The following is a 12,776-nucleotide window of genomic DNA, read 5'->3' as shown; positions in this document are numbered from 1 at the left end:
GCAAGCTTGCCGCGACTCGTGTGCCTGTCGTGACAGTTGACGTTAACCAGTCGCGCTATGGTCACACGATGACCCGCCTCCGCCCTGGTTGGTTAGTTGCACTGTTCGCCGCGATGGTGTCGTTGAGTGCGTGGCTGCCGTGGCTGACGACGGGCACAGGCGGCGGCGGCTGGGCCAACGCCATCGGTGGCAGCATCGGTAGCCTGCATCTTCAGCAGCACTTCGGGCCGGGTCAGCTGATCGTATTGCTGTCGTCGACGCTGCTGGTGGCGGGCGCAATGGTCGGAAGGGGCTTGTCAGAAAGGCCGGCATCGGTTGCCGCACTGGTGATCTCGCTGCTGGTCTTCGCGCTGACCGTGTGGTACTACGACGTCTACGTCAAGCCGCCGGTGTCGGCCGCCTATGGGCTTTACATCGGTGCCGTCGCTGCAGCTGTCGCGGTGCTCTGCTCGATGTGGGCGTTGGCGTCGGCGCTACGCGGCGGCCGAACCCGCTAACCCACGCTGACCTGCCCGCCTTTCAGCGGCCGGGCGCATTGGTCGCAGATCAGCTCGCCGGTGAACGGCTTGCCGCAGCCGAGATGGGTCAGCATCACGGCGGGTCCCTCGGGCGCGTGAAACCATTGCTGACCGCATTGCAACGCGGTGACGATCACCGGAAAGAACGCCCTCCCCTTTTCGGTGAGTTGATAACGGGCGTGTGCCTGGGAGAGCACGCCGTTGGCGCAAAACGTCTGCAACCGGCCCGCCAGCAGGGTCGGCGGCGCACCAAGCTGCGTTTGAAAGTCGGTGAAGCGGTTGGTCCCGAGAAAGGCGCACACCAGCAGTGCAGCCGCCCAACGGTTTCCGAACACGCTCATAGTCTCCGGGAACAGCCCTGCTTGGTGCCGGTTGCCCTCGCCGCTGGTGCGGCGACGAGTAACGGCCTCCGGTACCGAGCGCGGCCACGAGCCACTTGGACCCCAGCGCGCTGTGACCTCCTTCTCGGTCACGACCTCGCCGCACGAGCGGCAGGCCAACATCGGCGCAAAGTCGCTGTCGCACAAGGTGTGGCGCATCCCGGGAAGCCGGTGCACGTGCTTAGGCACCCACCGTCGTTCCCATTCCCAGATCGACAGCAGCACCGGCCAAAGCGCCCGGCCGCGTCGGCTGATCAGATACGCGGCGCGAACCGGCTGGGTTTGGTAAACGCTGCGAACCAGCAGTCCCTGCTCCGTCAGCGACCGCAATCGGTTGGTGAGTACCGAGTTTGAGATCGGCAGCCGCTCGATGAACTCGCCGTAACGGCTCGCCCCCAACAACGCCTGCTGGATGATCAGCAGCGTCCATTCGTCGCCGAGCAATCCGAGGATTCGCCCGACGGCGTTGGTACCGCCGGGGCGCAGCATGGTTTGGGTCGCCGAGTTCACAGCCCGATCGCGGCGGCGGAGGATTCGGCGGTATGCCAGCGTCGTAGCTGCTCGCCCCCTGCCCAGGTGGCATGTGTACCGCTGGAAATCCGTTCAGGCAGCGCGAGTTTGCATACCGGGCCATCACCGACGCGTGCGGCATCGAAAACCAGACAGTAGGACGCGTCCGCGTTCATATCGGTAGTCAGCGTGATCAGGTATCCGTCGTCCTCGCCCGCACTGCCCGCCCGTGCAGCCATCGCGGCTTCGCTCCCGTAGACGCCGTCGCCGAACGAATAGCGCTCTTCGGCTCCGGTGTGCAGATCGTGTTTGATCAGCCCGTCGAACAGGAACCAGCCTGGCTTGCCGGTGGCTGCGTAGGTGTAGCGATACCTACCGGTTGCGTAATTGGAGTTGATCGTTCCGAATTCGGTGATGGATTCCGACAATTGCTCTTCGGCCACCGCGCCGGTGACCAGGTTGAACCGCCACCGGTGCAGCCGGGCCTGCAGCCGATCCAGCGCCAGGAAGCGAAACAGCTTGTCCCATTTTGTCCCACCGATGTCCAGCGGTTGGGGAGCGCCTTCGAAAAATCCGTCAAGCACGATCTCGTCGCCGTCTTCGTAGGCGTTGACGAAGTGCAGCACGAACGTCGGGTCTGCTTCGAACCACCGGATGTCGCCGGTTTCGCCGCGACGGGGAAGCACCGCGAAGCGGGACGGAATGTCGGGATAGAACCGCGGTAGATGCACATCGTGTTCGAGCAGCCGCGGGTCCCAGAACAGCGGGAAATCGTTGAGGATCACATAGTTTTCGGTGAAGGCCATGTCGTGCGGCAGTCGCGGCCCGGGCAGCGGAACGTCGACGTAGTGGGCCAGTTGGTTGCTGTCGTCGACGACACCGTAGTGCATGTACGGGGCCTGCTTGCTGTAGTTGAAGAACAGCAACTCACCGGTTTTGGGGTCGACCTTCGGATGGGCCGACACCCCCCACTCGACCGGGAAGTTTCCGTCCCAAGTCTCCTTACCGAGGGTATTCGCCGAGTACGGGTCGACTCGATACAGATCACCACACTGGTAGAAGCTGGTCAGCGCGATGCCTCGGTGCACGATGACGTCGGTGCTCGACGCGTCCTTCATCCTGGTGCGGGCACCCCAGCCCTGTTCACGCTTGGCTAACTGCACGGGTTCGGCCAGTCCCGGCCACAGCGGCTCGCCGGCTTCGTTCTCAGCCAGGAAACCTTCGGTGCGGACAAAGCGGTTGCGGTAGAACGTTTTTCCATCTCGAAAGCCGACCACGTGCAGCATGGCGTCGCCGTCGAACGGGTGATAGGTCTTCAACGCCGGGTGCAGCGGGTTTTCGGTATTACGCAGGTAAACACCGTCCAGGTCGTGCGGGATTTCGCCCTCGACGGCAATAAGGTCGTCGGCGTCCCACTCGGTAGTCTGCGGTCGCCACGGACCGGTCCGGTAGGGGTGGTCGTCGTCTTCGGGCAGGGTCGACAAGAATTTACCGACGATTTCGACATCCATTGCTCAGCCCTGACTGACGACGAAGCTGACCGTGGTAGCGGTGCTACCGCCGAAGTTCAGCGTGCCAAAGGTTTTCGCGTTCTCGACCTGGTAGTCGCCAGCCGTTCCGCTGACCTGCTTGGCCGCATCGACGAGCATGCGCACCCCGGACGCGCCGACCGGGTGTCCGGCACCGATCAGCCCGCCGCTGGGGTTGATCGGTAGCCGGCCGCCGATCTCGATTTCCCCGTTCTCGATGGCTTTCCACGATTCACCCGGCCCGGTCAGCCCGATGTGGTCGATAGCCAGATACTCGCTGGGCGTAAAGCAGTCGTGGACTTCGATCCCGTCGAGGTCATCGAGCGATACTTGCGCGCGGCGCAACGCGTCGAGCACGGCCGCCCGCACATGCGGCAGCACGTACATGTCGTCGGCCGCGCGGTCCAGTTTCTGCCGCAGACCCAGCCCGACGGTGCGATGCCCCCAACCGGTGATCCGGGCGATCGGGCGTGCGGCGGGATGATCGCGCAGATATCTATCGGTGACTAGCACGATTGCCGCGCCGCCGTCGGTCATTTGGCTGCAGTCGAATCGGCGCAGCCGGCCCTCGATCGGCGGGTTTGTCGTGTCGTCGTCGCTGATTGGGTCGGGCACAGCCCATTGTCGGGTCTGCGCGTTGGGGTTTCGCCGCGCGTTTGCGAAGTTGAGTTGCGCGATCGCCCGCAGGTGGGTTTCGTCCAGGCCGTAGCGGCGGTCGTACTCGTCGGCGACTTGGGCGAACATCGATGGCCAGAGGAAGCGTGCGTCGGCTCCTTCGTGACCGGTCCACGCTGCGGCGCCGAGATGACGGGCTGCGGTGTCGCCGGGGACGGTTTTCTCCAACTCGACGCCGACGACCAATGCGGTGTCGTAGTTGCCCGATCGCAGATCGGCGATCGCTGCCAGGGTCGCCACACTGCCGGAAGCACAAGCGGCTTCATGCCGGGACGCCGGGGTGTCCCACAGACCGGCGCACACCGTGGCCGGCATGGCGCCAAGGTGACCCTGTTCGGCGAACATCTCACCGAAGGCATTCGCGACGTGGACGACGCCGATCTCGGCTGCGTCCACTTTTGCCGTGGCGAGTGCGGCTTCGACCACCTCGCTGGTCAGATCCGCGAAGTCGCGGCCTTCTTTGGTGAGGTTGCGGGCGAAATCGCTTTGGTAGCTGCCCAGAATCCAGACGTCGGTGTCCATAGCCGCACGCTACTACAACTAAAAGAGTGACACCACGTCCGATTAGTCAGACGTTCGGACCGATTGACCGGATCTCTAGATGCCGAGAAGAGAGACGGTCCCGTCGGCTCTCGGCTGAACCGACGAGACCTAAGTGAACACGCAGGTCGACCAACGCGCCCACCTTCCTAGCCTCATTACCGTCGGCGGCCATTGACAAACCTTGTAGTCGTTATCGGCTACTCGGATCCCCGCGCCACAACACGGCCCGGATCCGAACACCATTCCGACCACGACCCGGGAAACAACGCCGCGTGGTATCCCATTGTGGCGAGTGCCGCGAGTGTGATGGTGGCCGTGACACCCGAGCCGCAGTAGGCGCCGACCGGCACGTCGCGCTCGATGTCGTGATTGGAAAGCAGCTGGCTGAGCTCGTGCTGTTCGATAAACGTGCCGTCGGCTGCCAGCACATCGCTGCTGGGAAGATTCTTTGCGCCGGGAATATGACCGGCGATGCGATCGACCGGCTCGACTTCACCGCGGAAGCGTTCGGGTGCTCGTGCATCGAGCAGTGTCACGTCGGCAGCGTCCGCCTGCTGCGCCGTCAACGTCGGGAGTGCCCCGGCGTATAAATCGTTGTGCACCACAGTCACATTGCCCGGTGGGGGCGTGACCGCGCCGGTCGCCAAGGCGCCGCCGGCCGACCGCCAGGCTGACAGGCCGCCGTCCAAGATGCGCACACCTTTGATGCCCGCCGCGGTCAGCACCCACCATGCTCGCGACGAACCGGCGCGATTCCAGTCGTCGTAGACGACGGTGGGCACGCCTTCCCGGATTCCCCAACGTTGCGCGGATGTCTCGACGCTGCGTCCCGACGGAAGCGGGTGGCGTCCTCGTCCGGCGAGTGTGTGGTCGGTCAGCTCGTCCTCGAGTGACACGTAGACCGCGCCTGGTATGTGCCCGTGCAGATACGCGGCGTGGCCATCGGGCTCGTCGAGTCGCCAGCGAACGTCGAGAATGGTTATGGCATCGCCCGAGTCGATGCGAGCGGTCAACTCCGCGGCAGAAATCAGCACCGTCTCGCGCGTGTTCAACGGGTCGCCCTCCTTGTTATCTGCGGCACGGCATTACCGACACGGCCCGCACGCACGCTATTCCCGCCGCGCTGAACAACGTTTACCGGGTTGTCGGTGGCCGGTGCTACACCTGCTCGCAGCGACAGATTGGAGTGGGTATGGATAGCACAGAGCGCACCCGACGCGGCGAACAATTCCGCCAGCTACACGCGAGCGGCGAGATCTTCGTGCTCCCGAATCCATGGGACATTGGCACCGCGCGGTTATTCGCCAACCTCGGGTTTCAAGGGCTGGCGACTACTAGTGCTGGACTGGCGTTCTCGTTGGGCCGACGTGACGGTGATGGCGCGGTCAGCAGAGACGAGACGCTCGAACACGTGCGCAGGATCGTCGACGCAACACCTCTGCCGGTGACCGCAGATCTGGAGAACGGCTTTGGAGAGTCGCCCGATGCGGTGGCGCAGACGGTGCGCCTCGCCGGCGAGATCGGACTGGCGGGCGCTTCAATCGAGGACGCGACATACCGGCCTGACCACCCGATCATTGCCCGGGAGCTGGCGATCGAACGGGTGCATGCAGCCGTTGAAGCCGCGCGAGGTCTGGCCTACCCCTTCACTTTGACCGCTCGTTCGGAGAACTTCATCCGGGGCCGTCCCGACCTTGACGACACGCTCTCACGACTGCAGGCATTCGAAGCGGCTGGCGCCGACGTGCTCTACGCACCTGGACTTCCCGACGAATCAGCACTCCGCCTAGCCTGCAACAGCGTTGCGAAACCGTTCAATTACGTTGCCGGCATCGGGCCAACGCGCTTTACGCTCCGCGAGCTCAAGGAGTTCGGGGTGCGCAGGGTGACGATCGGTACCTCGTTTTGCCGCGCCGCTCTGTCCGCCGTTGTTCGTGCCGCACGTGAAGTCCTCGACCAAGGGACGTTCAACTATGTCGACGGCATTCACACCGTGGCCGACTTCAACGATCTCATCGACCCCGTCTCAGCTGACGACTGAATCCGCTCAGCTGCCCTCATCGAGGGAGTGTCACGAATCAGCCGACTGTCAAGCATCAGCCGAGGTAATACACCGGCAAAGTGCCCCCGACAGGATTCGAACCTGTGACACCGGCTTTAGGAGAGCCGTGCTCTATCCCCTGAGCTACGAGGGCGAAAGGGCGAGGGACGCCTTCAAATGGTACTTGACGGTGTTCTGGGTATCCGGGTGCCGCTGCGCTAATCGATCGGCTCGACCGTCATCCCGGTGCGATATCGCCAATGGGCGAGACCGCGCACGCCGACGGCACGGTCGGCATGTTCGTCCTGCATGGCTGGAGCGAGTCTTAACGGGCAGGGCGGGAAGCCCGCGATTCCTGGAGCGCGTGGGGATCGGCCGCGAACCGAGCCGGCGGTTTCCGCGAAAGTTACCGAAGCACCGTTTGCGTTTGGGTCACCTTGCCGACCAAGCGATCACCATCCTGGGACAGTTCGGTCTCCACCACGATCACCGTGCGGCCCCGATGGAGCACACGGCTGGTTGCGATGATGACGCCCTCTCGAACCCCCCTCAGGAATTGGTTTTTGATTCGATAGTGCTGGTGCCGACCGCCCCTTCAGGCAAGTTCAAGAAAGCGCATACGGCCCCTGCGCTATCGGCAAGTCCCATCAGCGCACCGCCATGCATCAGGCCGCCTGTGGTACAGCGTTCAGGCGACCATGCCAACTGTGCGCGAACTCGCTGCGGTGACTGCTCGAGGACTTTGATTCCTAACAGTTGGCTGAATGGCATCGTCGCGAAGAGATCCTGATCGCTGGTCGGCTCGCTCACCACATACTCCGGTTTGGCATGGGAGTCAAAATATGTAGCGCCGGGTCGTAAACGCAATACCCCAAAGCGAGTTAGACGACAGCGGGGTGTGTGACGAGCGTTAGCGCGAACGTTGCGCTGTTGAGGGTTAGCAGGAACCCGGCGAATGCGAACTGGCCGGAGATGTCATTGACGAGGACATGGGTGTATACCGCGCAGACGAAGAAGACGGTCAATCCTGCTGCCGCGGCAAGACCGATCGCCGGCACCCACAGGCCGACGAAAAGGCCCAAGGCGCCGAGGGTCTTGAGCGTGCCGATCGGAAAGGTCAGCCACGACAACGGCACCCCAGCCCGCTGCATGGGCGGGATGATCGGCGCAAAGTGCACGAGGGCACTCACGCCCGAAAATCCATCGATACCAATGGCAATCATCGTCATAACGAGATATGCGGTGTGCATGGTTAGTTCGCCGAGATTGGATCGAATCGGAAGACGGCGATTCGGCCAGCCAGTGCCTCGACTTCCTCCGGGGTTCCCTGGCTCACCAGGCCGGAGCGTTTCAGGAAGCCGATACCGACCGGCACCTCGACCGGATATATCCGCAGCACCGGGCGGGATTGCTCGGCGGTCAGCTCCGTAATCTTTATCCGCCTCGCCTTGCGGCCCTTGCTGAGGGTTCCGACGCCGGCAGCTCGCGCGTTGCTTACCCAATCAGCATCCGGGAACCCCGCCACAACGTAGAGCTGCCCGTCGAGGCTGAATGGTGTCATCGGCGTGCTGCGCGGCCGACCCGTCTTGCGACCCGGCACCGTCAACACCATCGGCGGCCCTGTTGGCAGGCCGAGCTTTTGCACCGCGATCATGAACTTGTTCAAAGGTTTTAGCCAGCGAGGTGGCTTCGGGTTGGACATCGCTTTCCCTCGTATCCTTCGTATTCCAGTGAGCTAATCGGTGAATATGCTCTTGTGCTCGACGACCCATTGCTCGAACGATTGCGCGGGCCGGCCCACGATCTGCTGCACACCCTCGGTTACTACAGCGGGTTCATCGATCGTTGTGGCCAGCATCCCGATGTAGGCATCGCCGAACTCGGGCGGAAAACCCAGCCCGACAAACCGTTGACGAACCAGGTCGTCTGGGACCTCCTGGTATTGCAGCGGCCGACCCAGAGCGGCGCCAATGATCTCCACCATCTCAGTGTTGGTCAGGGACCGTGGGCCAGTCAGCGGAATCTTCTGGCCGACAAGATCATCGGTGAGAAACGCGCGGGCGGCCACCTCGGCGATATCACTTTCGACGATCGGGGCGCTCGATGCCGCGGCGTATGCGCCGCGGACGATGTCGCCCGCGCGGATCTGCGCCGACCACATGCCGGCAAAGTTCGTCGCAAAGACCGACGGACGCAGGCTTACCCACTGCAGCCCCGAGTCGACTGCCAGTTGCTCTACCTCTTTGTTGCGGTCGCCGCGAAACCGCGATGGTTGCCGGGAGAAGTCGTCGTCGGCGTTGATGGCCGACAGGGCGACGAGCCGGGTGACACCTTCGTGGCGGGCTCGGTCGACCACCGCGGCCAACTCGCTACCCAGGGCACGCGAATTCAAAAAGACTGCTGAGGCGCCGGTTATCGCCTCGGTGGCCGACTCCACCAGCTCAACATCGGCGGGAAGGCCGGCTGACTGTGGTTGCCGTGTGACCGCGCGAACTTTCGCGCCGGCGTTGACAAGGGCAGTGACGAGCGGTCGGCCGACATTGCCGGTTGCTCCGGTGACGACGATGGTCATGATCTCTCTCCTGGTAGCTGTTGTGTGCGGGCCGCGGCGAGCAGCCCTGTATCCAAGGACGGGTCGGCGGCGCAGAAAGTTACAGCCGCACACGTAACTTTTCGCCGCGATGCTTCGTCACTACTTCATGCACGCGACTCAAATCAACGGCAAGCCCATGCCCAGCGGCCGGCGCTGGCCGCGTATGTTAGCCCGCGCCACCACCGCAACGTTGGCCGTCCTGGCGCTGACCCAAGCCGTTTTTGCCGGCAGTTTCCTGGGCGGGCAATACAACGCCCTGATGCTGCATTCGCTGGGCGCAAAGGCGAGCACCGTGCTCTCCGTCGTGCAGGTGATCGTGTTGTGGTTCGTGAGCAGGAGCGGCGGCCCACGATCGCTGGTAGCGGTCGCGGCCCTGGTGACTGTCCTGCTCGTCGCCGAATTCGCTTCGGGCGAGCTGCGATTGACTGCGCTGCACGTTCCCCTCGGAGTGCTGCTGATCACCGGAATTCTGCAGCTGACCGCATCGGTGTGGCGCCTGCCGCTGACCACGCCCGCTAGGGAACAACCGCTGGACGTGACGTGGTGAATCGGCGCAGCGCTTTACAACTCGGCGCCGCCGCGGCGGCCGGGATCGGACTGGTGGGCGCTGGCTGGCCGCTGGCCGACGCACTGCTCGGCTCCGCGGAGGCGGGACGGCTGTTGCGCAGCCAGACCAGACTGCCCGCTCCCTATCAAGTCCCGCTACCAGTGCCCGAGCAGTTGACACCGGCCAGCACTGACGCGACCGCCGACTATTACGAGATCACCCAACAGATCACAAAGTTACGCATACTGCCCGATCTGACCACTCCGGCATGGACATACAACACCAGCTTTCCCGGCCCAACGATCGTGTCACGATCGGGCCGACGCACCATCGTGCGGCACCGCAACGCCTTGCCGGTGCCGGTGGTGGTGCATCTACATGGTGGACACACCCCCGCAGACCACGACGGGTACCCGGTCGACCTCATCATGCCGACACACGGTCACCCAATGGTAGATGACATGGCCCGCAATAGCGTTGTCGGACAACGTGAATACGTCTACCCGATGAGTCAGCGCGCGGCCACGCTGTGGTATCACGACCACCGCATGGGCTATACCGGTGCCGCCGTGTGGCGTGGGCTGGCCGGCTTCCATCTGGTCCACGATGATGAAGAAGACGCGCTGCCGCTGCCGCGCGGCCAGCGGGATATCCCGCTCATGATCACCGATCGCGCATTCGCCGCCGATGGCTCCTTCCGGTATCCGGCCGCTGAAACCGGCGGTGTGACTGGCGATTACATGAACGGCGTTCTTGGTGACGTCATACTCGTCAACGGCGCACCCTGGCCGGTGCTGCATACCGATCCTGCCCGTTATCGCCTGCGGTTACTCAACGCATCCAACGCCCGTCGCTACCGGTTGCAGTTGGAGCCGCAGCCCGCCGGCGGTTCGGCACTGGTGCAGATCGGCAGTGACGGCGGGTTGCTCGCGCGGCCGGTCAGCCACGACTTCATCGACATCGCCCCAGCCGAACGCGTTGAGGTCGTCGTCGATTTCTCCCGCTACCCGCGCGGCACGAAGGTCCGTCTGGTGAACCGGTTGGGTACCGAGACCACCACTGAGGTCATGCGATTCGATATCGTCGGCACCGACCGCTCAGATGCCTCGACCATCCCCGAGCGACTATCCAAAAGCCTCCCCGTCCCCGACCCGCACCGCGCGGTGGCCACGAGGACTTTCCTTTTCCGCCAGGGCAAAAGCGGCGTATGGACGATCAACGACCTGCCGTATCAGCCGGGCCGGCCATTAGCCCGGCCCAAGCTTGGCACCACCGAAATCTGGCGGTTCATCACCGAATTCCATCACCCCGTCCATGTGCACCTGAACTCGATGCGGGTGCTCTCCCGTAACAACCGCGGTCCCGGGCAGTTTGACGTCGGCTGGAAAGACACCATCGACATTCGCCCGGCCGAGGCGGTTGAGGTGCTCACCCGGTTCACCGACTACACCGGCTCGTACCTTTTGCATTGCCACAACCTCGAACACGAAGATATGGCGATGATGGCCGACTTCGTTACCGAGGATTAGCCGCACGATTTGTCGCGTAGTCGGCCGTGAATCGCTGGGCGTGACAAGGATCACGCGACGGTAGCCCATTCGGCGTGGCTCACAGCCCCACCTGCTGCGCCAGACCCGCTCACGGCGGGTTTTATCGGCACGTGAGGGCGATTTCACGGCGGCGACACCGTGGAGAGCCGGGCAGCAACATCGCATCCCTACGTTGAGAGGACTGTCCGAAACTCAAGGAGATGTGGTGGCGCGCTCGCACACGATCACAGGTTGGAACCCGGAGGACCGGGCTGCATGGCAGGCGAGCGGCGAGGCCACCGCCCGACGAAATCTGCTGTGGTCGGTGATCGCGGAGCACGTGGGATTTTCGGTCTGGTCGCTGTGGTCGGTGATGGTGCTGTTCATGCCGCAGTCGGTATACGGGCTCACGGCGGGGGACAAGTTTTTGATCGCCGCCACCGCGACCCTGGTGGGCTCGGCGCTGCGATTGCCTTACACGATGGCGACGGCGCGGTTCGGCGGTCGCAACTGGACCATCTTCTCCGCGTGCGTACTGGTGTTGCCTGTCGTCGCGACGATCGTCGTGCTCGCCGATCCCGGTCGTCCGCTGTGGGTCTATCTGGCCTGCGCGGCGCTCTGCGGCCTGGGCGGCGGCAACTTCGCATCGTCGATGACCAACATCAACGCGTTCTTCCCGCAGCGTCTCAAGGGTTGGGCGTTGGGCATCAACGCGGGCGGCGGGAACATCGGTGTTCCTGCGGTACAGCTGGTCGGTCTGATCGTGATAGCGATCGCGGGCAACCGGCAGCCGTATTGGGTGTGCGCGTTCTACCTGGTGGCCTTGGTCATCGCCGCGATCGGGGCGGCCCGGTTCATGGACAACCTCGACGTCGTGTCCGTCGACACCCGCGCCATGCGCGCCGCACTGCGCAATCGCCACACCTGGTTGGTCAGCCTGCTCTACATCGGCACGTTCGGCTCGTTCATCGGTTTTGCGTTCGCCTTCGGCCAGGTGTTGCAGATGTCGTTCACCTCAGGCGGGCAGAGCGCGGCACAGGCATCACTGCACGCCGCCCAAATCGCTTTCGTCGGGCCGCTGCTCGGTTCGGTCTCACGAATTTTCGGCGGCCGGTTCGCCGACCGCCTTGGCGGCGGCAAGGTTACGTTGTGGGCGTTCCTCGGCATGATCGGCGGCGTCGGGATCCTCGCGATCACCGCCACCGCGGCGGGTCGTCACACCAGTACAACGACCATGACTTGCTATGTGATCGGCTTCGTCATCCTGTTTGTGCTCAGCGGGATCGGCAACGGCTCGGTGTACAAGATGATCCCGTCGATCTTCGAGGCGGCGTCGCGCTCGCTGGAGGCCGACGAGAAGACCCGGGCCGACTACTCCCGTTCGATGTCCGGAGCGGTGATCGGCATCACCGGCGCGATCGGCGGCCTCGGCGGGGTGGTGATCAACCTCACGCTGCGTAGCTCGTACCTCAGCCACGGGACCGCTACCGTTGCCTTCTGGGACTTCGCCGCGTTCTACGTGGTCGCGGCGCTGGTCACCTTACGTTTCTACGTGCGGATGCCGTCCGGCACCGTCGCCGATCACCCCACCTTGACTACAGCCCGTGTCTAACCGTTCACCTACCATTGATCAGATGCCGGCGCCTTGGATCTCGGCAGGCGGCGACGGCGTGACCGGTGCCGACGTGCCATCGCTGACGGGTTTCACCGTGGCCATTACTGCGTCGCGGCGAGTCGACGAGTTCGCGACCATGCTGCGCCGGCGCGGCGCCGACGTCGTGACGGCTGCGGCCATCCACATGGTGCCGCTGGCCGATGACGCGCGGCTGCGCGCGGCCACCGAGGACGTGATCGCCACCCCGCCCGACGTGCTGATCGCGACCACCGGTATCGGTTTTCGCGGTTGGGTGG

General features: G+C 63.9%; 12 protein-coding genes, 1 tRNA gene and 2 pseudogenes. 6 read left to right on the top strand and 9 right to left on the bottom strand.

Annotated elements, in window-relative coordinates; genetic code table 11:
• The first annotated feature begins 68 nt into the window (after window positions 1-68).
• Complete coding sequence (locus WB785_RS03320) at window positions 69-497, top strand: hypothetical protein (protein ID WP_424077268.1); 429 nt, start codon at window positions 69-71, stop codon at window positions 495-497.
• On the opposite strand, the gene WB785_RS03315 is transcribed toward WB785_RS03320, so the two are convergent.
• The 4 genes from WB785_RS03315 to WB785_RS03300 all read right to left on the bottom strand — a co-directional run bounded on the left by WB785_RS03315 (window position 494) and on the right by WB785_RS03300 (window position 5,207).
• Complete coding sequence (locus WB785_RS03315) at window positions 494-1,387, bottom strand: winged helix-turn-helix transcriptional regulator (protein WP_424077269.1); 894 nt, start codon at window positions 1,385-1,387, stop codon at window positions 494-496. The genes WB785_RS03320 and WB785_RS03315 overlap by 4 nt on opposite strands.
• Before the next feature lie 17 nt (window positions 1,388-1,404).
• Window positions 1,405-2,919 carry a carotenoid oxygenase family protein gene (locus WB785_RS03310; protein ID WP_424077267.1) on the bottom strand — a complete coding sequence of 505 codons (1,515 nt, stop codon included), beginning with the start codon at window positions 2,917-2,919 and terminating at the stop codon, window positions 1,405-1,407.
• Between the two features lie 3 nt (window positions 2,920-2,922).
• Window positions 2,923-4,134 carry an acetyl-CoA acetyltransferase gene (locus WB785_RS03305; protein WP_424077266.1) on the bottom strand — a complete coding sequence of 404 codons (1,212 nt, stop codon included), beginning with the start codon at window positions 4,132-4,134 and terminating at the stop codon, window positions 2,923-2,925.
• A gap of 218 nt (window positions 4,135-4,352) precedes the next feature.
• On the bottom strand, window positions 4,353-5,207 hold the full coding sequence (locus tag WB785_RS03300; protein WP_424077265.1) for a sulfurtransferase: 855 nt from the start codon (window positions 5,205-5,207) through the stop codon (window positions 4,353-4,355).
• Window positions 5,208-5,347: 140 nt separating this feature from the next.
• On the opposite strand from WB785_RS03300, the gene WB785_RS03295 reads away from it, so the two are divergent.
• Window positions 5,348-6,196 (top strand): isocitrate lyase/PEP mutase family protein, encoded by an 849-nt coding sequence (locus WB785_RS03295; RefSeq protein ID WP_424077264.1) that lies wholly within the window; start codon window positions 5,348-5,350, stop codon window positions 6,194-6,196.
• Window positions 6,197-6,277: 81 nt separating this feature from the next.
• Here the strand turns inward: WB785_RS03295 and WB785_RS03290 are convergent.
• From WB785_RS03290 to WB785_RS03270, 5 genes and pseudogenes are all read right to left on the bottom strand, one after another.
• Window positions 6,278-6,350: transfer RNA gene (locus tag WB785_RS03290), tRNA-Arg, on the bottom strand.
• 252 nt (window positions 6,351-6,602) lie between these two features.
• Window positions 6,603-6,967, bottom strand: a pseudogene (locus WB785_RS03285) (PaaI family thioesterase).
• A gap of 110 nt (window positions 6,968-7,077) precedes the next feature.
• Window positions 7,078-7,419 (bottom strand): DoxX family protein, encoded by a 342-nt coding sequence (locus WB785_RS03280; protein ID WP_424077263.1) that lies wholly within the window; start codon window positions 7,417-7,419, stop codon window positions 7,078-7,080.
• A 29-nt stretch (window positions 7,420-7,448) separates the two neighbouring features.
• Complete coding sequence (locus WB785_RS03275) at window positions 7,449-7,898, bottom strand: nitroreductase family deazaflavin-dependent oxidoreductase (RefSeq protein ID WP_424077262.1); 450 nt, start codon at window positions 7,896-7,898, stop codon at window positions 7,449-7,451.
• Between the two features lie 33 nt (window positions 7,899-7,931).
• Window positions 7,932-8,768: an NAD(P)H-binding protein gene (locus WB785_RS03270; protein ID WP_424077261.1), complete on the bottom strand. Its 837-nt coding sequence runs from the start codon at window positions 8,766-8,768 to the stop codon at window positions 7,932-7,934.
• A 127-nt stretch (window positions 8,769-8,895) separates the two neighbouring features.
• Here WB785_RS03270 and WB785_RS03265 point away from each other — a divergent pair, with 127 nt between their 5' ends.
• The 4 genes and pseudogenes from WB785_RS03265 to WB785_RS03250 all read left to right on the top strand — a co-directional run.
• The gene (locus WB785_RS03265; RefSeq protein WP_424077260.1) at window positions 8,896-9,336 is read left to right on the top strand and encodes a hypothetical protein; all 441 of its coding nucleotides are present in this window, start codon (window positions 8,896-8,898) and stop codon (window positions 9,334-9,336) included.
• A complete protein-coding gene (locus tag WB785_RS03260) occupies window positions 9,333-10,865 on the top strand; it encodes a multicopper oxidase family protein (RefSeq protein ID WP_424077259.1) in 1,533 nt (510 codons plus the stop codon). Before WB785_RS03265 ends, WB785_RS03260 begins: the two co-directional genes overlap by 4 nt.
• A gap of 226 nt (window positions 10,866-11,091) precedes the next feature.
• The gene (locus tag WB785_RS03255; protein ID WP_424077258.1) at window positions 11,092-12,477 is read left to right on the top strand and encodes a nitrate/nitrite transporter; all 1,386 of its coding nucleotides are present in this window, start codon (window positions 11,092-11,094) and stop codon (window positions 12,475-12,477) included.
• A gap of 22 nt (window positions 12,478-12,499) precedes the next feature.
• Window positions 12,500-12,776, top strand: a pseudogene (locus WB785_RS03250) (uroporphyrinogen-III synthase); the annotation flags it as partial.

Origin of the sequence: Mycobacterium sp. (assembly GCF_049585075.1) — a bacterium.
Taxonomy (GTDB): domain Bacteria; phylum Actinomycetota; class Actinomycetes; order Mycobacteriales; family Mycobacteriaceae; genus Mycobacterium.
Note: the sequence above shows the minus strand (reverse complement) of the source record. Positions and strands in the feature narration are given on the sequence as shown.